Genomic DNA, 23,913 nt, shown 5'->3' on the forward strand with positions numbered 1-23,913 from the left:
CTGTATTGTAAGCTTTACTTTTTTGTATATATATATTTACGTTTGGGGTTTGAGGTGTAGTAACGTGGCAACAGTGAATGAATTAGCTGATTTAAGAGCAGGAATAGATGAGTGTGATGCACAATTAGTGGCATTGCTAGCAAAGCGTAATAGCATTACAGAAAAAATAGGGGCAATTAAGCAACAAATCGGCGCTCCGTTACATGCCCCAGATCGTGAAGCTGATTTATTGGCAGCACGTCGCCAAGAAGCGGTTAACCAAGGTGTTAACCCAGAGTTAGTTGAAGATATTTTGCGTCGTATGATGCGTGAAGCGTACCAAAATCAACAAGGAAATTTAGCCTGCTCGGCTCCTCAATTATCACCTATAGTCATTGTTGGCGGAAAAGGAGCGATGGGGCAATTATTCGCACAGCAATTTATTCGCTCAGGTTATGAAGTGCGTATTTTAGATAAAGAGCAGCAAGCAGAGAGTGAAGCTATCTTGGCAGGGGCTAAGCTTGTACTTGTCAGTGTGCCAATCAATGCATTAGAACAGGTTGTTGCAGCTTTGCCTAAGCTTGATGAGGACTGTTTGCTTGTGGATATTACTTCAGTGAAGCAAAAACCATTAAACGCACTTATGGCGGCACATAATGGCCCTGTTGTAGGCTTACATCCGATGTTTGGCCCCGACATTTCTCACTGGGTTAAGCAGACAGTTGTTGTTTGTGAGGGACGTAATCATGAGGTTGCACAGGGCTTGTTAGCCCAGTTGCAAGTGTGGGGTTGTCAAGTTGTCGAAATGGAAGCAAAAAAACACGATGAAGCGATGCAAATCATTCAAGTCATGCGCCACTTAACAACTTTTGTCTATGGTCAATTCTTAGCGAAGCAAAGTCATACACTTGCAGAGCTTCGTAGCTGTTCTTCTCCTATTTATCAATTAGAGCTGATGATGGTAGGGCGACTTTTTGCTCAGTCACCAGAGCTTTACTCGGATATTATGTTAGCGCAATTTGATGATGTGGAAAATTTACTTGCTAATTATCAAGCGACCTTTGCCGACACGCTAGAAAAACTAAAAACGGGTAATAAAGCTGCTTTGATAGAGGGCTTTGCGGATGCCAAAGAGTATTTTAGTGATGCTACCGCACACTTCTTAACGCAAAGTCGCAGTCTGCTAAATAAAGCCAATGATGCCAAGGTACTTGATTGATCATTGCTTTAAGAGCATTAAAGAAGCGAGTCTATACTCGCTTTTTTTAATTAATTTTATGTGGCTACTCTTTATAGACGAGCAAGACTAAGCGTTTAGTGCTCCAAAGTCTTAGGTGATTAATTACAATCTTAGCTTAAAGTTAATTTATTTTTTCATTGCGAAGAGATTTTTATCCGCAGGGTACTTACTTTGCTTGTTAGTTGCTGATCATCTGGTACAATCAGTGAGTTGATCGCTTTTTGCGATAGAAGTAGGTGCTAACTCAAGTGGAAATTGAATGAGAATTTTTAAAGCGAAAAGTCCAGCAGGTTTTGCTGAAGAATACATTGTTGAATCTATTTGGAATGGTGACTTTCCGCCTGGCTCAATTCTTCCTGCTGAACGCGAACTTTCAGAACTAATTGGTGTTACCCGCACAACGCTTCGTGAAGTGCTACAACGTTTAGCACGAGATGGTTGGTTAACAATCCAGCATGGTAAACCGACTCGTGTAAATAATTTCTGGGAAACATCTGGGCTGAATATTCTTGAAACGTTAGCACGGCTTGATGAAGACAAAATGCCTGAGTTAACCGACCAATTACTGTCTGCGCGTACCAATATTAGCGCCATTTATACGCGTGCAGCGATCAAGCTTGCACCTGAACGCGTAATCGAAATTTTATCGCAAAGTGAGCAGCTTGAAGACAGTGCGCAAGCGTTTGCTGATTACGACTACAAAGTACACCATGAGTTAGCTATTGCGGGAAATAATCGCATTTATGTACTGATTTTAAATGGCTTTAAAGGCTTTTATTCAAAAATTGGTTGTCATTATTTTTCTGATTCACGTACCCGTGAATTAGCGCGTCAGTTTTATAAAGATTTAACTTTACTGGCAGAGCGTCGTGAACATGATGGTGCGATTTCTATGATGCGTAAATACGGTCATCAAACAGGTGAAATCTGGCAGCAGATCCGTGGTGATATGCCAGAAGATATAATGGATTAATATTTGTAAAGTATTAACTGTCACCTGAAAACCCAGCTTGATGCTGGGTTTCTTATTTTTAGCCAAAATATACTAAGTTATTGAAAGGATGGTTTATTTCTGTACTTTATTGAGTAGATAGAAGTTGACTTCAAGTTGCCCAGCCATCAATTTAGCCGAATCAATTTTTTCGATTGCACATATCGCTTTTTTCGATTGTTCATTTGTCTGTAACCTCTTTAAACTATCTTGCTAATTATCAGTGCTTACCCTTGGTTTTTGATTTTTCGTAACCATATACTAGTAAGTATTGCGTAGGCAATTGGAAATAAACTCAAATATTTGGAGATAAAAATGGGTGTATTAGTTGGCCGTCAGGCACCAGACTTTACTGCAGCAGCTGTTCTTGGTAACGGTGAAATCGTTGAAAACTTTAACCTAAAAGAAACTATCAAAGGTAAAAAAGCAGTTATCTTCTTTTACCCGTTAGACTTCACTTTCGTATGTCCTTCAGAGCTAATCGCTTTCGACAAACGTTTTGAAGAATTCCAAAAGCGTGGCGTTGAAGTAATCGGTGTTTCTATCGATTCACAATTCTCACACAACGCATGGCGTAACACTGCCGTTGCTGACGGTGGTATTGGTCAAGTGAAATATGCACTTGTTGCAGACGTTAAACACGAAATCTGTCAAGCATATGACGTTGAGCACCCAGAAGCCGGTGTTGCTTTCCGTGGTTCTTTCCTAATCGACGAAGAAGGTAACGTACGTCACCAAGTAGTTAACGACCTTCCACTAGGCCGTAACATCGACGAAATGATCCGTATGGTTGACGCACTCGCATTCCACAGCGAGCACGGTGAAGTATGTCCTGCTGGTTGGACTGAAGGCAAAAAAGGTATGGACGCAAGCCCTGAAGGCGTTGCTAAGTTCCTTTCTGAAAACGAAGGCGACCTATAATTTAGGCCTGAGTTAAAGAGTTAAAAAACCCGCCAGTTGGCGGGTTTTTGTTTTTAAGCCTTGATTAGTTTAATTAAAACGCATCGTTAACTTAGTGTAGAAGTAACGGCCACGTGGATTATGTACACTTGATACATAGCCATATAAGTCGCCATCACCATCACCAATTGCGAATGGTGGATCTTCATCAAATACATTATTAACGCCCACAGAGACCTTTAATTTATCTGAGAAGTTATAAGCGGTCTGTAAATCGACTAATGTTTGTGAGTCAACCATACGCGAAGTATTGCTGTCAAAATCAAGGTCACCATCGAAGTTAATGTCTGGAGTATCCTCAAACTCGCCAATGTAACTAACGTTTACATTCGTATTAAAGTCGCCCATCTCCCAGTTTGTGCTGAAAATCCAGCGATGTTCAGGGTAACGGTATTCGCCAGTGTAATCACGACCATCTTTTTTGAACTCATCTTGGTAGGCCCACTCTAGATTGAATTTCAAGAATCCATAGTCATTCATTGCATGTGTGTAGTTTGCCGATACATCTATACCTGAGACTTCTTGCGAAGAGACATTTTCAAATGTGCTGTGTACTTTTTGAATGACACCTAGGCTCAAACCATCCTGAGGCGCAAGTCGAACGCATACAGTACTGTTTTGGTCATTACAATTTTCACTGTAAATAGGGCCGAACTCTTGCTCGTCAATCTTATTATCTTGAGTGATACTCCAGATATCGACACCAAAACCAAACTCAGCTGTTGGCGCCCAAATAAAGCCGACGTTCCACGACTCAGATTCCTCAGCTTCAAGGTTTGGATTACCTGCAAATTGAATGTTGTAATCAAGCGCATCGCAATCTTGTCCAGTTGCTTGGCATCGGTAAGTATCTACAAAGAATTGGCTTTCTTCTGAAGGTCCCAAGCCTATTTGTGCAAGCGATGGCGCTCTAAATCCTTGTGCCCAAGAACCTCGAACGGTAATCGAGTCAGTTGGAGCCCAGCGAACTGCTACTTTAGGATTTGTTGTTGAACCAAAGTCACTGTAATCATCGTAACGACCAGCCAGTTGTAGCTCTAGGTTGTCGGCAAGTGGAATTGAAAACTCAATATAGGCAGCATATTGATCACGCTCAGCAGCCGCTGAAACAGATTCAGTACCAAAAATTAACCCGCGTTGGAATTGATCATCTGGAATGTCGCTAACATCTTCTTCGCGGTACTCAATACCGGCAGCCATCATCACAACATCGTCGCCAAAGCTGAATGCTTCACCAGTGATGTTTGCATCAAATGATGTCATATGTGATTCACCACGGCGCACTAGGCTTGTTGTGATACGATCAATAACATCTTGACTATTATAGGTGCCGCCGAATGGGTTGTAGTTACCCGCGTCGATTTCTTGTTGTAAAAAGTCAGTACGCACCCAGCCTTGGCTTCTGTCGCCAGTTTGCATTGATTTGCTACGGCCTTTTTGTACCGCCGCTTCCCAGCTCCAGTCACTAATTTCACCTTTGAGTCCGGCAACAAAGCGTAGTGTATCTGATTCAATGTCCCACTGACGCGCTCCAGCATCCACTGTACGGTAACGACCAATATCAATATCTTGACCAAAAGGATTATTCGGATGACTTGCTGGAACTGTCAGTCCTGCGTCTTCATCAAGTGGAGTAGGCGCCCCAGCTGCTTGTGATGAATTGTGTTGAACCGCCACTTCTAAGAAAGCTGAAATACCATTATCAAAGTTGTATTCAAATTGTGAAATAGCACCCACTCGCTCAGATGCCGGCGTAATATAACCATATGGGCCATAGTCGAATAAACAACTTCCAGTTGATGTAGCATTTTCAGGAGGACACGATGGGTCAATCGTTTTTTCGCCATCTACATAAAAGTAACCTGGAAAACCGCGTGATGAGCGAAAGTCCATACCACCATAGGGTTCTTGGTTTGCAGTACCTAATCGCCCCATTTCATCTGATGATAAAGCTGTGTTATTGAAGTAATCAATAATGATAGATGCACTACTTTTTTCAGTGCTCGTACCCCACACTAGACTGGCTGTTTTTTCTTCATAATTAGGCCCGTCTGTACCGCCATAACCTAGGTTAACTTCTAGACCATTTATATCTTTCTTTAAGATGATATTAACGACACCAGCTACAGCATCGGAGCCATAAATAGCCGATGCCCCATCTTTTAAAATATCGATTCGCTCAATAGCTGATACAGGGATTGAGTTAATATCAACAAATGAATTAGTGATGCTTTCAGCAAATGCACTAATAGACACTCGGCGGCCATTTATTAACACAAGCGTGGCATCAGAGCCTAATCCACGTAAACTCACTGCAGCAGCCCCGTTCGCTGTAGAGTCTTGGTTATTACCACGGGTAGAAAATGTACCATTACCGGCTACGGGCATACGTTCTAAAAGTTGTTGTAAGTTGTCGTAGCCCATATTATCAATGTCTGCACGACTGATAGATTGCACCGGCGAAGGGCCTTCAATATCAGAGCGTTTAATGCGAGAACCTGTTACTTCAATACGTTCGACCTTTTCAGCTCCATCTGTTTGAGCTGCAACAGACATAAAGCTTGTGCCTGCTAACGCTGCAATGGTAAATGCATAAAGTGGTCGTTGCATAAAGTGATGGGAGTTCTTCATAAAATTCAATCCTTGTTTCAATGTGAGAATATTGTGAATAAATATCACGAAAAAGATTGATACCATGTAAATGGTGTGTTTTCAAATAGCAAAAAGGTATGGGTTTTTAAGCTGATAATGGTTTTTTGGAGAGTGAAGTGTGTGTTTTCAAGGGGTACAAGCCTAACAAAAAAGTTAGGCTTTAATATTATTTTTAAGCTTTGTGCTTCATTAGGCGCTCTTTTTCACGAGCCCAATCTTTATTTTTTCCGTCTTCACGTTTGTCGTGCATCTTTTTACCTTTAGCAAGGTGGAACTCCAACTTCACCCAGCATTTTTTCCAGTACATAGCCGTTGCGATCAGTGAGTAACCTTCACGCTCTGTTGCACCGATAAGACGATCGATCTCACGCTTATTTAAAAGTAACTTACGATACCGAAGTGGATCGCAAATCACGTGTGTTGAAGCACTATTGAGAGGCTGAATTTGACTGCCAAGTAAAAATGCTTCGCCGTTTTTAATATGAATATAAGTCTCAGAGATGTTTACTTTACCTGCTCGGATACTTTTTACTTCCCAGCCTTGTAGTTCAACCCCTGCTTCAAACTTATCGTGTAAAAAATACTCATGGCGCGCTTTTTTGTTCAGCGCGATGGTATTACTTGTCGATTTAGATGATTTTTTCTTAGCCATAGTGTCCCATATTATACGTAAATACAGCGTTTTTACATCGCTTTTTTAAGGCTTTGCGTAAATTATACTAGTACGAAAATTTGGGGAAATAGCTAAAGCTTGCTAAAATTCGTCGACACAGTTGGGAGTGAATATGCCACAAATAGAAAAAAGTGCGCTGGTAATGTACAGCAGCAAAGAAATGTTTGATTTAGTCAACGATGTAGATGCTTACCCAGAGTTTTTGCCACATTGCTCAGATGCAAAAATTGTTTCAAAGCAGCCCTCTGGTATGACAGCCAGCTTAGAGATTTCTAAAGCGGGTTTAAAAAAGTGGTTCACGACTGAAAACACCTTTATAGATGATCATACTGTGTCATTACAACTAGTTGATGGCCCATTTAAATCCCTAAAAGGGAAGTGGCACTTTTTACCCTTAGATGACAAAGCCTGTAAAGTGCAACTACATCTAGAGTTTGAGTTTGCAAGTAAACTTATTGAGCTTGCATTTGGCAAGGTATTTAATGAAGTTGCGAAGAATATGGTGAATGCCTTCACTCAGCGTGCTAAAGCGGTTTATGGAGCTCGTTTATGATCAGTGTAGAAGTTGTATTTGCATTACCGACAACAGCAACCAGTTTACTCGTTGAAGTGCCAACAGGCACAACGGCTGAGCAGGCAGTTATTAAGTCTGGAATTATCGACAAGTGCCCAGAAATAGATGCAAGTAATCTGACCCTAGGTATTTGGAATCGAACGTGTAAATTGACGCAAGAAGTTAAACAAGGCGACCGAATTGAAATCTATCGTCCCTTGATTGCTGACCCTAAGGATGCCCGCAGACGCCGAGCAGAAAAAGCGAAGGAAGAGGGGCGTGCGAATAAAATAACGGGTGGACGGCCTAAATAAAAAAGGTAGCACCTAGCTACCTTTTCTTGTCTTAGAACTTATTCTTGTTCTAGAGGGGTATTGAACTCGCTTGGTTGATCGTAATCACCTGAAATTGAAACCAGCTTGTCGTTCTCAAAGTTTACAGTGAGCGATTTTCGCTGCTCATTATCACGACCGATGTTAAACACATAAAGGTAATGCCAAGTACTTTTATCAAAAGAGTCTTCTGCCACGGGTTTACCTAGGACATAAACCACTTGCTCACGAGTCATGTTTACGCGTAGCTTATCAACATCAGACTGCTCTAAAAAGTTACCTTGGGGAATGTTGATACGATAAACCCAGCTAGAACATCCTGCTGTAACAGTTAAAGCAAGGGAAAGTACGAGCCAAAAAGAAAAAGTTTTAAACGACTGCATTATTTGTTTGAATCCTTATTTTTTATACTTTGCATGATACCGATTAGTCACAGAAGGTAAAACCCTTTTCAACAATTGTTTTTGCTGAGATTGACGTTTACGAGGCACAAATTTGACCACAGACACGACAAAAAGTTTACCTGAATCAATAAAAAAGCGCGAGAGTATGGATGCTGTGTGGCATTTGTATATCGTTCAGACGCGTTTAGGGCATTGGTACACAGGAATAAGTACTGATGTTGAAAAACGTTTTGCCGCACACGAGGCTGGTAAAGGAGCTAAGAATTTAAAAGGCAAAGGGCCTTTAACGCTAGTATACCAACAAAAGGTTGGCACCCGCAGCGAGGCAAGTAAGTTAGAGGCACGTGTGAAAAAGTTAACCAAAATACAAAAAAAGCAGTTTGTATTGTGTACTCAACTCCCTGTTAAGTAAGTCACAAACTCCGCTATTTTTAAAATGGTTTGCTCATAAAGGTGAAAGTCGATATGTTCTAGCGTGTCTGTTACTTGATGATGATGTTTATCATCACCCATGCCGAAATAAATAAAAGGAATATCAGCTTTGGCAAATGCGTAGTGATCACTTGCTTTACGCCAGTTAATGTTAGTGCCAAGTAATCTATTGAGTCGTGCTGATGAACTGCTGACTATAAATGTTAATTCCTTATCAGAGAGCAAAGTTAACGCTTTTTTATACTGACTACCAGACTGCCTATCTAAATACACATAAATGCGTGGTTTGTGTTTATTAACCACTAACATATCAAGGTTTATACTTAGTTTGATATCACTTAAATTAAGTGTGGAGACAAGATATTTACTGCCGTGTAAACCGTTTTCTTCAGCATCCGTAGCGACAAAAACTAAGTTGTACTGTCGAGTTTGATGCGCTAAATGATGTGCTAAGTACAACAGCGCAGCTACGCCGCTGGCATTATCGTTCGCTCCTGGGTAATAGCGGCTTCCTGTTGGCCCTAGGTGATCATAGTGAGCGGTGAAAATGATCATTTTGCAATCAGTGCATGCTGTTTTCTGCGTGGCGATTATATTAACGCCTGAGCGTTTTTGGTTAAAAGGAACATCATACTCAAAGGGTTGTTTACGTACGTTGTAGTTTAGTTCTAAGAAGCGCTCACTAATAAACTCACCCGCATGTTTTGCACCAAGCGTATTTGTTTTCCTGCCATAAAATTGACTGGATGTAAGTGCTGTAATGTCCTTTTCGAGTGCGGTTTGTGCATTCGCATATGCATGACCAGTCAGAATAAGTAACAGACTACTAGTAGTGAGTAAGCTTAGCTGTGTGAGAGCGAATAGCTTGTAATTTGCTTTCATAGCGTTTTTTATCATGATCGAAATCAGCTTTGTTATTAGCGGATATTAAGTACTTTCTGGCAAGTTTTAAATCCCCTAATTGGTAGTAGGTTTTGGCAAGACCAAAGTCAGAATCATGAAGTTTAATGTTTAAGCTGCGTGCTTTTTTATAGTGTTTGAGTGCATCTTGATAGCGCGCTGCGGCATATGCATCGTTACCTAATGAAATATGATAGTAAGGATTGGATTGGCGCTTTTTATCTAGCCTAGTGAGAATGTCTTCTCCCTCTTTTTCACGGTTAGTGAGTTTGTAGATAAGTGCTAAGTTGCCAAGTGCGGTATGATTGTTCACATCAAGATCAATCGCATGCAGGTAAGCAGCTTCAGCCTGTTTAAAGTGATTAGTTAAACGCAACAGTACCCCTAAGTTACCCCAAGCACCTGAATATTTTGGGTCGACTTTAATCGCTCCAGTAAAATAACTGTAAGCTAAATCGTAGCTCTCATTGAGCATAGCGGCAGCGCCTTTGTTATTATAAAACATTGCAGTAATGCGCGCTTTATCAATGTAACTGGTTTTAAATGATTCTTGACGGCTATTAGGGTCAAAATCAATGACTAAAGCGCGCTCTTGCGGGTAAATGACCCTTAGATTCGTGAGCTGTTTGCCTCTTTCTTTCACTCTTAGGTTAATGTGTCCAGTGAGTAAATTAAACCCATTATTCAAAGCCCAATACTCAGGGATGTGTACTTTTTGAAATTGTCCATATAAACCCAAATGCTCAGCGAGACTATATGCGAGTATAGAAAGCGATAAACAGTTCGCATTTAAGTCGTTATAGGCTTGCGCTGCGGTAAGGGTCGCGCCTGACTGATAAGAGAGGGATTCATCGCCATTATCGAGCAAAAACTGCATCAGTCGCTTTGCACTGCGGATAGAGCGTTGACCCTCAGGAAAGCTCATGTCGAGGCGTTCTTTTATAGTGGGCGTTAATGTAAAGATATCTTTTTGGCTTTCGATCTCCAAAATGTTGAAATCTTCAATCTGGGTAAGGGCGTTGGGGGGTGAAAGAGGTTTATCAGCAGTACTATTGCACGCACTTAAAAAGCAAAGGTTTAATACAAGAATAAACGTTGTTGTTTTCATCTGACCCTCTTAAATTCACGGCCTAAATCACTTTAAGTATAGGCGGTGAATCAAAAAGGGTCAGTGTTAACTGTTACAAAACGTGTCAGCGTTTGTCAAAAGTAGCCACTAAATCATCCAGAGTTTGTGCGCTGGTTGCTAAATCTTTTATCGCTTGTTCAGTATCTATTTGTTCACGCATAACATTGTCACTAATATCGCTAATCTGTTCAATATTACGACCAACATCAGCGACGACGTTGCTTTGCTCCTCGGTGGCGGTCGCAATCAAGGTGGCCATATCATTTATTTCGTTTGCAGCATCATTAATTGCATTGAGTAACTCAACAGAGCTCTGCATCGCATCCACACTTAATTGAGCTTGTGATTTCGAGTGATTGATATGCTCAACCACTAAATCAGACGTATTCGTCAGATCGCTGATCATTGTTTGAATTTCATTAGTCGATTGTGATGTTCTGCTTGCTAGTGCTCTCACTTCATCGGCGACAACAGCGAATCCGCGACCATGTTCACCTGCCCGGGCTGATTCAATTGCCGCATTAAGCGCCAGTAAGTTCGTTTGCTCAGAAATTCCTCTGATGGCATCAACAATGTTTGCAATAGCTTGCGTTTTACCTGCCAATTCGTTCACTTGCACCGTTATATTATCTATATCAGCCGCAAGCTCAGTGATCGCTTGCTGGCTTTGTGTGACCTGAACATGGCTTTGTTCAGTATTTTGTTTACTGCTTTCAGTGAGCTTTGCTGTATTTGCTGCGCTTGATGCAATTTCTTGTACTGTTGCACCCATTTCGTTAATTGCAGCCGCAACGGAAATAGTTTGCTCTTTCTGATTATCCAATGCGTCTGAATTTTTCTGGGTTTGTTTAAATACATGACTTGCGCTTTGTCTGATCTCTCGACTTTCTTGCGCTACTTGGCCAATCGCTGTTTCGATTTTGGTCATAAATTGATTAAAGCCAGCACTCAAATTTGCAAGCTCTGGTTGCTCTGAGCTAGGTAATCGATAGGCTAAATTTGCATCACCAGAGCCTAACCGAGTAAATAACTCTGCCATTTTTGATAAAGGAGATGACAATGTTCTAGCTAGTAGTAAACCTGCAAAACTGGCAACGAATGCGATGACAATTGCAAAGCTGATAATTTGCCATGTCAATGTATCAATACTTGCAAAGACTTCACGCTTAGGCACTTGTGCAACAACAAACAGGTCTGTGTTTTTTATTGGGCTTGCAGCAACCAGCGTTTCTTCTCCCTTGATGCTGACTTCCTTAAGAGTAAACTCTTCACCAGTTAATAGTGTGCTTGTAATACCTGATTCATAAAGCGTATCAAGTTTTGCTTTGGCTACTTTACTGGCGTCTTTGTGCAGCTTTATCAAGCCATGTTTGTCAACAACAAAAACAAAACCGGTTTTCTCTATTTGAAACTTTTGCAGCATTGCTTGCATGTCATCAATACTTTTAGCAAGACCTGCCAAACCTAAGCCATTAGTTTGTTGGTGGTTCACAAACATTTTTACGTCTGTAGGTGATTCTTGGTAAATACTGATAGAAAAAGGGTTTGCTGATTGTTTAAACGCAAAAAACCAACCATCTTGCTCTTTAGTAAGTACTCTTAAAAAACCATCTTGATTCCAATATTGCGCTGTTTCACGGTTTGCCCATGAAGCTGTCGCAAGATCGTATTGTGCAACTAAGCGATTCAACTCTTTAAGTAAAATCGTATCATCAGTATCACCAGAGCGTGCCCAGTCGATAACAAACGCGTTACTTGAAAGCTGCTCAGCGGCACTGATCATTTGGTTTATATCGTGGCTAATATAATTATCAATTGCTTGTAACTTGCTTGGTAGCTCAGACTCGATCATTCGTTGTTCAATGATTTGTTTAGCACTATAAATTGCGGTTACGCCAATTAACGCAGCAACAATGAGTGCAATAGAGCTACCTAGTAGAGTGATTTTTTTAGTAATGGTAAGGTGATTTAACGCCATGAAAGTGTCTTAGGTTACAACATTAAGGTAGTTATTTTAGCATAGACTTTTCAGATGACGAATTAAACTAGGAACAAAAAAGCCCAAAGCATATGCAATTGGGCTTGGTTTCTAACAAGCGAAACTTACTTTCTAGGGTTAAACTATTTTCTTCATTGCCGACATGTAACCACGTAATTTACTGCCAACAATTTCAACAGGGTGCTCACGCAGGGCCTTGTTCACCGCGATTAAAGTTTGGTTGTCCACCTGATTTGATGAATCACCTAAACCTTTACCAATCACATCAGTGTCGATATCTTTCATAAAATCTTGTAGTAAAGGCAAACATGCGTGGTTGTATAGGTAGCAACCATATTCAGCTGTATCTGAAATTGTTCTGTTCATTTCGAAAAGCTTTTTACGCGCAATCGTGTTAGCGATCAGTGGCGTTTCGTGTAATGACTCATAGTAAGCTGATTCGTCGATAATGCCAGCAGCAGTCATGGTTTCAAACGCAAGTTCAACGCCTGCTTTAACCATAGCAACCATCAAGATACCTTGGTCGAAGAAAGTTTGCTCGTTAATTTCTTCATCGGTATTTTGCTGTTTTTCGAATGCGGTTTCAGCAGTTTCAGCACGCCATGCAAGAAGCTTTGCATCATCTTCAGCCCAATCAGCCATCATACCGCGAGAGAATTCGCCGCTGATGATATCGTCCATATGCTTATTATAAAGTGGACGCATAATTGTTTTAAGTTGTTCGCTTAATTCAAATGCTTTAACTTTTGCTGGGTTTGATAAGCGGTCAAGCATGTTAGTCACACCGCCATACTTAAGTGCTTCAGTGATCACTTCCCAACCGTATTGGATTAACTTTGACGCGTAACTTGCATCAATACCTTTTTCGACCATTTTATCAAAGCAAAGTAGTGAGCCAGTTTGTAACATGCCACATAGAATCGTTTGCTCGCCCATTAAGTCAGACTTAACTTCTGCAATGAATGATGATTTTAGTACACCAGCACGATGACCACCGGTACCAGCTGCATACGCTTTCGCTTGCGCTAGGCCATGACCTTGAGGGTCGTTTTCTGGGTGAACGGCAATGAGTGTTGGTACGCCAAAGCCACGTTTATATTCTTCACGCACTTCTGAACCAGGGCATTTAGGCGCAACCATGATAACAGTTAAGTCTTCGCGAATTTGCATGCCTTCTTCAACGATATTAAAGCCATGTGAATAGGCAAGCGTTGCACCTTGTTTCATCAGCGGCATGATGGCATTAACAACAGATGTATGTTGTTTATCAGGAGTTAGGTTTAATACTACATCAGCCGTTGGAATAAGCTCTTCATATGTGCCTACAGTGAAGCCGTTTTCAGATGCGTTTAAGAAAGATTGACGACGCTCAGCAATCGCTGACTCACGCAGTGTGTAAGAAACATCTAAACCAGAATCACGTAAATTTAAACCTTGGTTAAGGCCTTGTGCACCACAGCCGACAATAACGAGTTTTTTCCCTTTTAAAGCGTCTACGCCATCAGCAAATTCTGATGGGTCCATAAATTCACATTGCGCTAATTGCGCTAACTGCTCTCTCAAAGGAAGAGTATTAAAATAATTCGCCATTGTTAGTGTCCTATAAATACAAGTTTTTCAAAAAACAAAGAATAAAAGTGTGTGCTCTTTGTATGGCTTAACAGTATGCAATTTTATCTCTTGCGTAAAATGATATATTTGAATTAAAGTGTTTCATAAAATGAAATGGTAGTCACAATGGATCACAAACATCTTAATTACTTCTTAGCCTTAGCTAAAACGCTCCACTTTGCTAGAGCCAGTGAGCTTTGCCATATTAGCGCTCCTACTTTAAGCCGTAATATCAAGCAACTTGAAGATGAAGTAGGCGCAGTATTATTTAATCGTGATAACCGTACGGTTAAGCTAACTCAAGAGGGAAAAGCATTTTGTGATTATGCCAATGCTACGCTTGCCAGTTGGCACCGATTCAAAGCTGATATCCAAGAGCCACAGCAACATATATACGGTAATGTCAGTATTTATTGTTCTGTTACTGCCTCATATAGCTTTTTGCATCAAATTCTTGAAAAGCTTCGGATGCAGCATCCTTATATCGAAATTACACTCAATACAGGTGACCCCGCGCTCGCCATAAATCGTGTATTGGATGGCCATGAAGCCATGGCGATTGCAGCAAAACCAGTTAAATTACCAGGGCAAATAGCCTTTACCAGTATCGGGTATTCTCCTTTGGTACTTATTGGACCTAAAATAGCCTGTCCTATCAGTGAACAACTTAAAGATTTAGAAACAATTCATTGGTCTAATTTAGAATTCATTGTTGCTGAACAAGGATTATCTAGGCAGCGATTAGAGCAGTGGTGGCGAAAGAAAAATATTCATGGTCGTATTTACGCCCATGTAGCAGGTCATGAAGCCATGGTGTCGATGGTAAGTTTGGGTTTAGGTGTTGCTATGGTGCCTAAAATTGTACTTGATAATAGCCCGTTAAAAGAAAAGGTTCAGGTTATTAGTGACGCTGAAAAAGATATTCCAGGCTTTGAAATTGGCTTAGCAGTGCTTAAAAAGGAGCGGCATGATCCCGCATTAAATGCTATTTGGGAAATTGCGCAGTCGTTACTAACTTATTAAGCATGACTGGTCATCGTTTTAATAACAGGAATAAGCCGTTTTTATAGAATTGATGTGGAAACTTGACAGCGATGTCATTTTGCATCTAGTGTTAATAAAAGGTTAAAACCTATTTTAGAAACACACAATTCAAAGGAAAGACGATGAAAACCCACTCTATTAAACTGCTTGCTCTGCAAGTTGCTCTTATCGCCTCTGCTAATGCATTAACGATTGTTGATGACCCGAATAACCCAAACGGCTATTTGCTATCTCGTGCGGAACTAAATGCGGCTCGTGATGCTAAAGCATCCGATCCCATGTATCAGACTTGGGCAAAAGCGCTTGAAACGAGGGATAATAGTATTGTTGAAGCTATTACACCTAACAATGCAAGCAACCCTGAAAACGTGAAACGTGTTGAACGAGTCTTTGGTCAGCAAGAGTGGGATTTTCTGACGGGAATGGCTGCGCCAGAGTATACTTATACACGTTTTTTGCGGGCAATTGGTAAGTTCCCTGCTTTTTGTGGTGAATACACCGATGGCCGAGATTCTGATGCCATTTGTAAAAAGTCTATCATCACGGCATTTGCACACTTTGCACAAGAAACCGGTGGTCATATCGCCAAAGATAATATCTCTGATAACCCATTACAACTCGAAGAATGGCAACAGGCTTTAGTACATGTCCGCGAAATGGGGTGGTCAGAAGGGCAGGCCGGTTATACAACAGGGTGTGGTCAAAATGATTGGCAAAATCGCCGTTGGCCATGCGCAGAAGGACAAGGTTATTTCGGCCGCGGTGCGAAGCAGCTTTCGTATCATTTTAATTATGGTGCATTTTCGGAAGTGATGTTTAATGGTGATGCAACTGTGCTACTTAACAACCCAAGCTTAGTGGCAGATTCTTGGCTTAATCTTGCTTCAGCAATTTGGTTTTTCTTGACACCTCAAGCACCTAAACCGGCGATGCTACACGTTATTGATAGAACTTGGGTGCCATCACAAAAAGAGCTCAGTGCGGGGATCGGATACGGTTTTGGCACAACAATTAATGTAATAAATGGGGGAATTGAATGTGGCGAGCAAAACCGCACCAAAGGACAGCCAGTAAATCGCATTCGCTATTGGGAAGGTCTATCGAATTACTATTATATCCCGATTGAAACAGATGAAGAGAACACCTGCTGGCAGCAAACTCCTTTTGGTAGTTTAAACCTTAATGATTCGACCGATGTTCTCTACACAAACTGGGAAGCAGACTGGGCATATTACAGCGACAGACCAGGAGGCCAATCATTTGAGTGTAAGTTAGTTGGTTATCAAACTGCCTATTCAGCATTGGTCCCTGGTGATTATGAAAAGTGCGTAACAAACTTTTATCAATCTCATGTAAACTGGCCTCAAGTAACAGTCGTCGACACGCTAACACCACCAGAGGGCAATCCTCCGGTAGGTGGTGTTGCAGCATGGGATAGTACAAAGGTATATGTTAAAGACGACAAAGTAAGTTTTAACAATGTCATATATGTCGCTAAGTGGTGGACTCAAGGTGACTCGCCAGAAACAGCTAATGGACCTTGGTCAGCTGTAAACTAATTTCAAACTATTCAATAAAACCTAAGGCGGTTGATATAATTGTTATAAGCCGCCTATAAATCCCCAGTTATTTAACTTTTGGCTAAACTGACGCGGTGATTTTTCACGTCATTTTCTTAAATTAGCAGATCTCATCTTTTTTACTTAGAGTTTTTGGGTTATTTTGTTCCGCAAAAATAGCCATAAAAACAATCCTTTTGTATTGTTTTTTGTTAATGGTTTCCGTGTTTTTTGCTGGGATTTAGCGATTATTGCAGATTTTTTATTGATTTTTTTCAATGTGTTGCTAACGTAAATCAAAATAATAAAAATACTGATGGCATGGACACATGATTCTGTCAGCTCACGTTGAGCATTCGCTGAGCTATTCAAGTAGCTGTTTGAAGCGCGCTATTCCCTTAATGGTTAAATACAAAATGCCTATTACACCGCTTAATTATGCGTTGTGGTATTGCTATGTAAGTGGCAGAAATAAAGCGCTTAATGAAGAACTTGATAATATTATTCGCACATTCAGTACATGCGACCAAGAGCGAGCCAAGTATCTTTTTAATAAATATTTATCTCAAGATGATCTGTCTTTGTTCTATCAACTATCGAATGATTTTAATGGTGTTGTAAGTAATGTTCAGCAAGGCATAAACGACACGCTTGTTCACTCTATTCAGTTTAATCAAACACTCCAAGAGTGCCGAGAGCAACTCAATGATGTAAATTTAAGTGATGGAGATAGCTTTGATAATGTGTTGGACTGTGTAGAGCGACTAAGTGGTGAGTCAGCCGCTTTACAAAACCGCGCACAGGATTTTCAAAACCAGTTAGCACAAGCCTATGCAGAAATATCCGAATTAAAGCAGGAGCTTAGTCTTTCGAAAAATAAAGCAGAAAAAGATACGCTGACAGGCCTTTATAATCGAGGCAAGTTTGATGAAGACATTTCTCGATTCTGCCAAGCGGCTCATTTGGCTGGTCTTGCGGTGTTGGTGATGGTTGATATTGATCATTTTAAGCAATTTAATGATACATTCGGACACCAAAAGGGAGACCAAGTTCTGAGAGCTGTAGCGAGTAAATTACTCAAACACGTGTCAAGTGTAGGGCAGGTTTATCGCTTTGGTGGGGAAGAGTTTTGCTTTACTGCACATTTTGCAAGTGTCAGTGATATGACTAACTTTACTCAACAGCTGCGCATCGCGATATCGAAGTTACAAGTCAAGAAACCTAAATCGACTAATGTGTTAAGTAAGATAACGGCAAGTTTTGGTATTGCTATTAAGTCTAAGAATAGTCAACCAGAACAACTGATTGCTAAAGCTGACCAAGCTCTTTATCTTGCCAAAGAGCATGGAAGAAACCGTCTTGAGATTGTTGAAGAGTAACAAACTTAGCTGATATATGTATCAAAATTGTGAATACTTGTAACCTATAAAAGACAGCCTATTCACACCTTGATACCATAGACTAACTGGAAACTGCCTGTGGTCGTAACAAACATGAAAACGATAACGATCAATAATTGGGTAATGATGTGCATCTTGATTTTTATATCGATGAATCAAGTCTGTGCTGAAGACTCAACCCGCACAGAACGAGAAAGTCGTTCAGCATCTCAAGAAGTTGAAGCCAATAAGTGGTATTTGGGTGTCAATACAGGAGCTGGGGTGATCACAAACCCGCTGTATGGAGGTGATAATCTACCGCTTATACTCTTACCTGAAATTGCTTATTACGGTGAAAAGTGGTTTTTTGATAACGGTCGACTTGGTTATGCTTTTCATGAAACGTCATCTCATGTTTTTAATGTAGTGGCGGAGTTTAACCCTGAAACGCGCTTTTTTATTGATTTTCACCCTAGTAATGTTTTTGCGCTGCAAACTTCGAGTAGTTTTGTCAATTCCACAGAAAAGAATGAATTGAATGCTGAGCGTATCTCTGTGAACGATATCAGTAAGCGTCGTTGGGCATTAGATGCAGGCTTAAGTTACCATTACATTCATAATAACCATATATTCTCGCTACAAGCATTAGCAGATGTATCCAATGTATATAAAGGCACAAGAAGTGCAGTTCAGTGGCAGACACTCCAGCAAATAGGTCAGTTAGAACTGACTCCAAGTTTAGGCGTTTGGTATAAATCCGCTAAGTTAAACGATTACTTTTATGGCTTATCGGCGAAAGAAACCTTACATGGGAAAATTGGTGTTGGCAGTAGTTGGCAACCTTATGCTAAAATCGACGCCCGTTGGCCCTTGAGTGAGGGCAACTCACTTCGTTTTCATTTAGCATATTACGATTACTCGGGCGTAGATGACAGTCCGCTTTTTGAACACACGTATTCGATGACTGCTTTTATAGGATTCAATCATATTTTTTAATATGAAGTTTTTTGTTTTTAGTCTGGGTGTGTTTGTTGCTGTTTTTTGGGGATTCCCGAGCCATGCACAAGCATCTCTCTTCGATGTATCACCTAAAGTGTGTGTTGTTTTTCAACAGCACGAATTTTGCGATCTTGAACTAAAAATAAGTTGGCAGTTAACACACCCTCAAGATGTATGTTTGTATCAGAATGATCAACAAGTTCAGTGCTGGCAGAACATGCAAAAAGGCCGTTTTAGCTATAAAGCGCGGGTTCAGGTTGAAACAATATACTCCTTAGTCAATCCGCACACGGGGAGCAAAGTTGCGACAGCAAAAGTTGAAGTGCAGAGCACAGAAGCAAAAACGACAAGACGAAGATTACGCTCTCCGTGGAGCTTTTTTTAATTCAGGAGCAACCAATGACAAAGATTTTACTTGTTGAAGATGATCTCGGTTTACAACAGTTAACACGAGACTACCTTCAGCACAATGGGTTGGATGTTGCGGTCCTTGAACGCGGCGATGAAGTTTTCGAATACCTAGAAAATAACCCTGTTGATTTAATGATTCTTGATGTCATGTTACCAGGTAAAGATGGCTTTAGTGTGTGCCGTCAAGTACGCGATAAGTTTAACTTGCCAATTCTTATGTTAACCGCGAAAGGTGAAGATTTTGATCAGGTCATCGGTCTGGAGCTTGGTGCTGATGATTATGTAATTAAACCGGCAGAACCGCGTGTACTACTTGCAAGAATCAATGCGTTACTGCGCCGTGGGCATGCAACGACTAAAGCCCCTGAAGAAATCACATTTGGTGATTTATCAATTGATAAAACGAGTCGCATTGTTACACTTAAAGGCAATGAGATTACACTTACATCACATGAATTTGAATTATTGTGGCTTTTAGCTTCAAATGCAGGTGAAGTGCTAAGCCGTGAGCATGTCCATCAACATATGATTGGACGTCAATATGATGGTTTAGATCGCACTGTTGATGTTCGGGTATCAAGAATCCGTAAGAAGTTAGGTGATAACAGTGATAAACCATACCGTATTAAAACAGTTTGGGGACAGGGATACTTATTCGTATCAGATGCTTGGGAAATCTAGCTGTTAATGGGGAAGCTGTTTGCGAGTTTATATCTTTATATAATCGTTTCTCTGTTTCTTGTCAGTGGGGTCATCGAACAACTGTGGCCCTATGAAGACTCCCAACAGCAAATTGCACTCGATAAAGAATTTGGTAAATCGCTCTGGTTATTAAGCCAAACTAAAGACGGCTTATCGAAGCTACAAGATGAATTTGATAGTGAAATCATCGACAGGAATGACTTGGCACTTCCTGATGATTTAAAAGCCGATTTAGCTTCTCACCATTATTTGTACTTATTTAACCAACAACAAGAGGTTATTTGGTACATAACACTCAACGATCAGCAGTTACTTCATATTGGCCCATTGACTGTATCGAACCCAAGCTTTAGCTCTGTCTGGCCTTATTTTTTACTGTTGATGGTTGTCGGTGTTCCTGTAGGCTTATGGAGTTTTTTACTGTGGAGAGATTTTAATAAACTGACCCTTGCTTGTGAGGCTGTAGGTGGTGCGCAAGATTTTGAATTACATGATGCTTCAAAGTCTTTTTTCTTACCGATCACCGATACTTTATCTGCCATGCAAGAGCGTATTCAATACTTATTAGCAGCACAGCAGGAGCTAACCTCATCAGTTTCTCATGAATTTAGAACGCCGCTAGCGCGTTTGAAATTCGCAATAGCAATGCTTGAAGAACAAGTAGAGAATGAGCAGTCTTTTACCTATTTAGACAATATGCATGCAGATATTGTTGAACTTGAAGCGTTAGTGTCAGAAATGCTTGAGTATGCACGTTTAGAATCCCACAAGCCTAACCTTATCAACCGCTCATGTGATTTAACTGCCCTCGTTACCAGTGTGGTTAATAAACTTGAGTTTGCGACAGATATAGACGTGCAAATAAAGGCACCGCTTAGCTTAATTTATAAGTGTGATGAGCACTTTATGGCTCGCTGTATTCAAAACTTATTAGGTAATGCGCAAAAGTATGCTGCACATACAATCATTGTTTCCCTAGAAGAGCATAATAAAGAGCTTGTCATAACCGTTGAAGACGATGGACCTGGCATTGCTAAAAGTGAGTGGGAGAGTGTGTTTAAGCCATTCACGCGTTTAGATAAAAGTAGAGATAAGAAAACAGGTGGCTTTGGCTTAGGGCTGGCGATTGTTGCTAAAATTATAAGCTGGCATCGTGGTACGTATGAAGTGAGTGACTCTGAATTGGGCGGTGCAAAGTTTACCATCCGCTTATTTAATACAGAAGATTATTGAGTTTCTGATAAAGCATACTGTTTAATAGTAAAGCTGTAACGCTGATAGTGATAGGTTAAATCGTTTAAAGTAATTAACTATTTTATGACCTATTTAGACATAAAAAAAGCGCCTTGAGGCGCTTTTTTTGAGGTTAAAACCAAAAATAAACAAGTAGCAAATTAATAGACCGCCAGTCAGCAAAAAAGTTCTCAAAAATAAAATTATTTATTGTCTAAAAGGGGCATCAACATTTGCTCTAACCCGTTTAGTTTTACTTCATACATCATTGCCAGCTGAGCGCCAAGCTGACCTGCTGGAAAGCCCTGTTGCTTAAACCACACTAAATAAGGTTCAGGCAATAGTAAAAGAGGGCGTCCAGCGTACTTGCCGAATGGCATTTTCGTATTAATGGCTTGTTTAAGTTGAGCTGTATCCATCTTTATCTCAAACAATTGTTAAAGCTAAATGATACGGTAAAAAGGAGAGAGAAAATAGGCTGTGACGGGCAAGAAACAGCCTATTTAGTGAGGGAGGTAGGCCCCCACAATAGCGTAGCGTTTATTTCGTTAATGACGAAATAAAGTTAATGTAATTGGTGACGACTTTTTTTCGAAAAACCAAGTTCTTTTAATCTACTAACAATACTTGGGTCATCAATTCGAGCGGGGGTTTTACCCTCTCGAAGAAAGTGATCATGTGGCACTTGATAAACATCGAGCATTTTATTAAACAATACAGTTCTAATGTCTGTTGCGCTCATGCCATTTTGCTGTAACTCATCCAGTCGACGTTGTATGTCAATAAGTTTCCCCGAACAAGCATCATCTGCGTTTACTTTTAACGCACTGGTAAACTTATCTTTCATCTTAAACAACCTCAATTAGCTTAACAGTAATCGCACAAACGAAATCGTAAACAGGATTAATAAACTTTTTTGTGCTAAAAATAGATACTTAGCAAAGTATCATATGGCGAGTTTACTCTTTTTTTTGATTGGATGGCTAATCTGGATGTAAAGCTTTGTAAATAAGCTTGACCTTCTTTAGGTACGCCTATTGAAGTGTACTAAAAATAGCAATAGCAAGTCGCTGAATATAATGAAAATAATTCTCAGTACCAAATATAGGCCCTGAGAATTATTTTTTTACATTATGAGAAAAGTTTTTGTTTTACGTGCTCGGCAAAGCCGCTACCCGCTTCTAGATAAAAGTTATAGGTAGAATCTACACCCATATCTTCTAACTCTTTTTGCTGGTCAGGGTAATTTGCAATAGCCGTTACTTGGCCTTGGTATCCAGACGCTTTTAGCTGCTCTAGGGCAAAAATATTCTGCATGTGCTTTGGCATCGCAAGCATAACCATGCCAACATGAGAGTGATTTACCCGTTGCCAAAAGTCAGGGTCTGTGGCGTCAGCTAAAAGAACGCGGCGTCCTCGTTTAATGTGCTTATCCACCACATCAGGTTTAATATCAATGCCAGCAACGAGGTTTGGATGTGTTTGACTAATTGTTTCGTACGCCCCTGTACCAATACGGCCCATACCAAAAATAACGATTTTGGTATCGTTTAAGTTCACTGGTAACTCTTCGGTTAAGCGGCTATTACTTTCAAATTTAAGTAGCCAGTGCTCAATCTTGACATAAATTTCGTTAGAGCGTTTATTTAAAGGAGATGCCAAAATAAAAGTAATTGATACGGCAATCGCCATAACCGCGAGCCATTCGGAGGTGATCATATTACTGCTAGCAGCAACGGCACAAACGATTAAACCAAACTCACTATAGTTAGCAAGGCTAAATGCGCTAAGCAGTGAAGTACGTGCACGTAATTTGAAGGCGTTAGTTAAAACATAATAGAGCGCAACTTTAATTGGTAACACTAAGATAATCACCATCGCAACCAATATAGCATGCGCGGTAAGCTCCGCGTTTAAACCTATGTTTAGGAAGAAGCCAACAAGCAAGATATCTTTCAGATTTAGTAATGATTTTGATAGCTCACCCGCTTTTTTATGGGGAGCAAACATCATCCCTATGATAAGCGCGCCTAAATCGCCTTTGAGTCCAGCAAATTCAAAGGCTTGATAACCTAAAACCAGCGCAAAGAAAAAGCCAAATAAAGGCAGTAATTCACCATGCTTAGAGCGATTTAAAATCCAAAACATAATAGGGCGCAGAACCGGAAGCCCTATTAATAATGCTAATGCCCAAATATTAGGTGCTTTACCTGTACTAATCGCTAAGAAAATAACTGCGAATATATCCTGCATTACCAAGATACCTATTGCAATTTTGCCATGTAGACTAGACATTTCTCCGCGTTCTTCAAGGACTTTAACGGCAAACACAGTACTCGAAAAGCTAAATGCAAAACCAACCAAGAGTGCACTTTGCCAAGTCAGTTCGCTGAAAAGAGGAAGTGCGAATGCGCCAAGCAACAGCATAAAACCGCTAAAGAGGGTGCTGCTCAGTACAATATGCATTGACGCTGGTGCCCATACTTGTGGTTTTATAAGGTTAGAAACTTTTAATTTTAAACCAATACTAAACAGCAGTAAGGTTACGCCTAAGCTCGCTAGTGTGTTGAGTAATTCAGTGGTTTTATAGCCATATAAGTTGAGGGCAAACCCTGCTAATAAAAAACCAATTAAAGGAGGAAGCTTTAGCTGATAGACAGCAAAGCCGCACACGAACGCCGTAGCAAAGTATATAAGTTCCATAATTCTTCTTTTGACTTCATTTGTTAGG

General features: G+C 40.5%; 23 protein-coding genes. 13 read left to right on the top strand and 10 right to left on the bottom strand.

Annotated elements, in window-relative coordinates; translation table 11 throughout:
• Positions 1-64: 64 nt before the first annotated feature.
• The 3 genes from tyrA (at position 65) to PAARA_RS18920 (ending at position 3,131) form a co-directional block, all read left to right on the top strand.
• Positions 65-1,198 carry a bifunctional chorismate mutase/prephenate dehydrogenase gene (gene tyrA / locus PAARA_RS18910; protein ID WP_062570538.1) on the top strand — a complete coding sequence of 378 codons (1,134 nt, stop codon included), beginning with the start codon at positions 65-67 and terminating at the stop codon, positions 1,196-1,198.
• Between the two features lie 280 nt (positions 1,199-1,478).
• Positions 1,479-2,192 (top strand): fatty acid metabolism transcriptional regulator FadR, encoded by a 714-nt coding sequence (gene fadR / locus PAARA_RS18915; protein ID WP_062570539.1) that lies wholly within the window; start codon positions 1,479-1,481, stop codon positions 2,190-2,192.
• Positions 2,193-2,525: 333 nt separating this feature from the next.
• Positions 2,526-3,131 carry a peroxiredoxin C gene (locus PAARA_RS18920; RefSeq protein WP_054551729.1) on the top strand — a complete coding sequence of 202 codons (606 nt, stop codon included), beginning with the start codon at positions 2,526-2,528 and terminating at the stop codon, positions 3,129-3,131.
• Positions 3,132-3,200: 69 nt separating this feature from the next.
• Here PAARA_RS18920 and PAARA_RS18925 read toward each other — a convergent pair whose 3' ends face one another.
• Both PAARA_RS18925 and smpB read right to left on the bottom strand, forming a co-directional pair.
• Positions 3,201-5,801, bottom strand: coding sequence for a TonB-dependent receptor (locus PAARA_RS18925; RefSeq protein WP_062570540.1), 2,601 nt, complete (start codon positions 5,799-5,801; stop codon positions 3,201-3,203).
• 193 nt (positions 5,802-5,994) lie between these two features.
• Positions 5,995-6,474, bottom strand: coding sequence for an SsrA-binding protein SmpB (gene smpB / locus PAARA_RS18930; protein WP_062570541.1), 480 nt, complete (start codon positions 6,472-6,474; stop codon positions 5,995-5,997).
• Between the two features lie 133 nt (positions 6,475-6,607).
• Here smpB and PAARA_RS18935 point away from each other — a divergent pair, with 133 nt between their 5' ends.
• Positions 6,608-7,048: a type II toxin-antitoxin system RatA family toxin gene (locus tag PAARA_RS18935; protein ID WP_062570542.1), complete on the top strand. Its 441-nt coding sequence runs from the start codon at positions 6,608-6,610 to the stop codon at positions 7,046-7,048.
• Positions 7,045-7,362, top strand: a complete 318-nt coding sequence (locus PAARA_RS18940; RefSeq protein ID WP_062570543.1) for an RnfH family protein — start codon at positions 7,045-7,047, stop codon at positions 7,360-7,362. The genes PAARA_RS18935 and PAARA_RS18940 overlap by 4 nt, the downstream gene beginning before the upstream one ends.
• Positions 7,363-7,400: 38 nt before the next feature.
• On the opposite strand, the gene PAARA_RS18945 is transcribed toward PAARA_RS18940, so the two are convergent.
• On the bottom strand, positions 7,401-7,763 hold the full coding sequence (locus tag PAARA_RS18945; RefSeq protein ID WP_062570544.1) for an outer membrane protein assembly factor BamE: 363 nt from the start codon (positions 7,761-7,763) through the stop codon (positions 7,401-7,403).
• Between the two features lie 112 nt (positions 7,764-7,875).
• Between PAARA_RS18945 and PAARA_RS18950 the strand changes: the two genes are divergently transcribed.
• Positions 7,876-8,196: a GIY-YIG nuclease family protein gene (locus PAARA_RS18950; protein ID WP_062570545.1), complete on the top strand. Its 321-nt coding sequence runs from the start codon at positions 7,876-7,878 to the stop codon at positions 8,194-8,196.
• On the opposite strand, the gene PAARA_RS18955 is transcribed toward PAARA_RS18950, so the two are convergent.
• From PAARA_RS18955 to ilvC, 4 genes are all read right to left on the bottom strand, one after another.
• Complete coding sequence (locus tag PAARA_RS18955) at positions 8,178-9,098, bottom strand: M20/M25/M40 family metallo-hydrolase (RefSeq protein WP_062570546.1); 921 nt, start codon at positions 9,096-9,098, stop codon at positions 8,178-8,180. The two genes, PAARA_RS18950 and PAARA_RS18955, sit on opposite strands and share 19 nt — an antisense overlap.
• Positions 9,043-10,224 carry a tetratricopeptide repeat protein gene (locus PAARA_RS18960; RefSeq protein WP_062570547.1) on the bottom strand — a complete coding sequence of 394 codons (1,182 nt, stop codon included), beginning with the start codon at positions 10,222-10,224 and terminating at the stop codon, positions 9,043-9,045. Before PAARA_RS18960 ends, PAARA_RS18955 begins: the two co-directional genes overlap by 56 nt.
• An 85-nt stretch (positions 10,225-10,309) precedes the next feature.
• Positions 10,310-12,223 (bottom strand): methyl-accepting chemotaxis protein, encoded by a 1,914-nt coding sequence (locus PAARA_RS18965; protein ID WP_062570548.1) that lies wholly within the window; start codon positions 12,221-12,223, stop codon positions 10,310-10,312.
• 138 nt (positions 12,224-12,361) lie between these two features.
• Positions 12,362-13,834, bottom strand: a complete 1,473-nt coding sequence (ilvC, locus tag PAARA_RS18970; RefSeq protein ID WP_062570549.1) for a ketol-acid reductoisomerase — start codon at positions 13,832-13,834, stop codon at positions 12,362-12,364.
• 147 nt (positions 13,835-13,981) lie between these two features.
• On the opposite strand from ilvC, the gene ilvY reads away from it, so the two are divergent.
• From ilvY to PAARA_RS19005, 7 genes are all read left to right on the top strand, one after another.
• Entirely contained in the window at positions 13,982-14,878 is an 897-nt protein-coding gene (ilvY, locus tag PAARA_RS18975; protein WP_062570550.1) for an HTH-type transcriptional activator IlvY, read from the top strand.
• A gap of 143 nt (positions 14,879-15,021) precedes the next feature.
• Complete coding sequence (locus tag PAARA_RS18980; RefSeq protein WP_157066237.1) at positions 15,022-16,458, top strand: chitinase; 1,437 nt, start codon at positions 15,022-15,024, stop codon at positions 16,456-16,458.
• A gap of 329 nt (positions 16,459-16,787) precedes the next feature.
• Complete coding sequence (locus PAARA_RS18985) at positions 16,788-17,837, top strand: GGDEF domain-containing protein (protein WP_062570551.1); 1,050 nt, start codon at positions 16,788-16,790, stop codon at positions 17,835-17,837.
• Positions 17,838-17,951: 114 nt separating this feature from the next.
• Positions 17,952-18,833 carry a MipA/OmpV family protein gene (locus PAARA_RS18990; protein ID WP_228074438.1) on the top strand — a complete coding sequence of 294 codons (882 nt, stop codon included), beginning with the start codon at positions 17,952-17,954 and terminating at the stop codon, positions 18,831-18,833.
• Between the two features lies 1 nt (position 18,834).
• Positions 18,835-19,221 carry a DUF3019 domain-containing protein gene (locus PAARA_RS18995; protein WP_062570553.1) on the top strand — a complete coding sequence of 129 codons (387 nt, stop codon included), beginning with the start codon at positions 18,835-18,837 and terminating at the stop codon, positions 19,219-19,221.
• A 14-nt stretch (positions 19,222-19,235) separates the two neighbouring features.
• Complete coding sequence (locus PAARA_RS19000) at positions 19,236-19,928, top strand: response regulator (protein ID WP_062570554.1); 693 nt, start codon at positions 19,236-19,238, stop codon at positions 19,926-19,928.
• A gap of 6 nt (positions 19,929-19,934) precedes the next feature.
• The gene (locus PAARA_RS19005) at positions 19,935-21,182 is read left to right on the top strand and encodes an ATP-binding protein (RefSeq protein WP_062570555.1); all 1,248 of its coding nucleotides are present in this window, start codon (positions 19,935-19,937) and stop codon (positions 21,180-21,182) included.
• Positions 21,183-21,385: 203 nt separating this feature from the next.
• On the opposite strand, the gene PAARA_RS19010 is transcribed toward PAARA_RS19005, so the two are convergent.
• The 3 genes from PAARA_RS19010 to PAARA_RS19020 form a co-directional block, all read right to left on the bottom strand.
• Positions 21,386-21,601 (bottom strand): DUF3820 family protein, encoded by a 216-nt coding sequence (locus PAARA_RS19010; RefSeq protein WP_062570556.1) that lies wholly within the window; start codon positions 21,599-21,601, stop codon positions 21,386-21,388.
• A gap of 146 nt (positions 21,602-21,747) precedes the next feature.
• The gene (locus PAARA_RS19015; protein WP_062570557.1) at positions 21,748-22,029 is read right to left on the bottom strand and encodes a hypothetical protein; all 282 of its coding nucleotides are present in this window, start codon (positions 22,027-22,029) and stop codon (positions 21,748-21,750) included.
• A 284-nt stretch (positions 22,030-22,313) separates the two neighbouring features.
• Positions 22,314-23,885 (bottom strand): cation:proton antiporter family protein, encoded by a 1,572-nt coding sequence (locus PAARA_RS19020; RefSeq protein ID WP_062570558.1) that lies wholly within the window; start codon positions 23,883-23,885, stop codon positions 22,314-22,316.
• Between the last annotated feature and the right edge of the window lie 28 nt (positions 23,886-23,913).

Source organism: Pseudoalteromonas arabiensis (genome assembly GCF_001550155.1).
Classification (GTDB): domain Bacteria; phylum Pseudomonadota; class Gammaproteobacteria; order Enterobacterales; family Alteromonadaceae; genus Pseudoalteromonas; species Pseudoalteromonas arabiensis.

Coding starts and splice junctions, on each gene's coding strand:
- fadR (WP_062570539.1), top strand. CDS start 1,479: ATGAGAATTTTTAAAGCGAAAAGTCCAGCAGGTTTTGCTGAAGAATAC.
- PAARA_RS18920 (WP_054551729.1), top strand. CDS start 2,526: ATGGGTGTATTAGTTGGCCGTCAGGCACCAGACTTTACTGCAGCAGCT.
- PAARA_RS18925 (WP_062570540.1), bottom strand. CDS start 5,801: ATGAAGAACTCCCATCACTTTATGCAACGACCACTTTATGCATTTACC.
- smpB (WP_062570541.1), bottom strand. CDS start 6,474: ATGGCTAAGAAAAAATCATCTAAATCGACAAGTAATACCATCGCGCTG.
- PAARA_RS18935 (WP_062570542.1), top strand. CDS start 6,608: ATGCCACAAATAGAAAAAAGTGCGCTGGTAATGTACAGCAGCAAAGAA.
- PAARA_RS18940 (WP_062570543.1), top strand. CDS start 7,045: ATGATCAGTGTAGAAGTTGTATTTGCATTACCGACAACAGCAACCAGT.
- PAARA_RS18945 (WP_062570544.1), bottom strand. CDS start 7,763: ATGCAGTCGTTTAAAACTTTTTCTTTTTGGCTCGTACTTTCCCTTGCT.
- PAARA_RS18955 (WP_062570546.1), bottom strand. CDS start 9,098: ATGAAAGCAAATTACAAGCTATTCGCTCTCACACAGCTAAGCTTACTC.
- PAARA_RS18960 (WP_062570547.1), bottom strand. CDS start 10,224: ATGAAAACAACAACGTTTATTCTTGTATTAAACCTTTGCTTTTTAAGT.
- PAARA_RS18965 (WP_062570548.1), bottom strand. CDS start 12,223: ATGGCGTTAAATCACCTTACCATTACTAAAAAAATCACTCTACTAGGT.
- ilvC (WP_062570549.1), bottom strand. CDS start 13,834: ATGGCGAATTATTTTAATACTCTTCCTTTGAGAGAGCAGTTAGCGCAA.
- ilvY (WP_062570550.1), top strand. CDS start 13,982: ATGGATCACAAACATCTTAATTACTTCTTAGCCTTAGCTAAAACGCTC.
- PAARA_RS18980 (WP_157066237.1), top strand. CDS start 15,022: ATGAAAACCCACTCTATTAAACTGCTTGCTCTGCAAGTTGCTCTTATC.
- PAARA_RS18985 (WP_062570551.1), top strand. CDS start 16,788: ATGATTCTGTCAGCTCACGTTGAGCATTCGCTGAGCTATTCAAGTAGC.
- PAARA_RS18990 (WP_228074438.1), top strand. CDS start 17,952: ATGAAAACGATAACGATCAATAATTGGGTAATGATGTGCATCTTGATT.
- PAARA_RS18995 (WP_062570553.1), top strand. CDS start 18,835: ATGAAGTTTTTTGTTTTTAGTCTGGGTGTGTTTGTTGCTGTTTTTTGG.
- PAARA_RS19000 (WP_062570554.1), top strand. CDS start 19,236: ATGACAAAGATTTTACTTGTTGAAGATGATCTCGGTTTACAACAGTTA.
- PAARA_RS19005 (WP_062570555.1), top strand. CDS start 19,935: ATGGGGAAGCTGTTTGCGAGTTTATATCTTTATATAATCGTTTCTCTG.
- PAARA_RS19010 (WP_062570556.1), bottom strand. CDS start 21,601: ATGGATACAGCTCAACTTAAACAAGCCATTAATACGAAAATGCCATTC.
- PAARA_RS19015 (WP_062570557.1), bottom strand. CDS start 22,029: ATGAAAGATAAGTTTACCAGTGCGTTAAAAGTAAACGCAGATGATGCT.
- PAARA_RS19020 (WP_062570558.1), bottom strand. CDS start 23,885: ATGGAACTTATATACTTTGCTACGGCGTTCGTGTGCGGCTTTGCTGTC.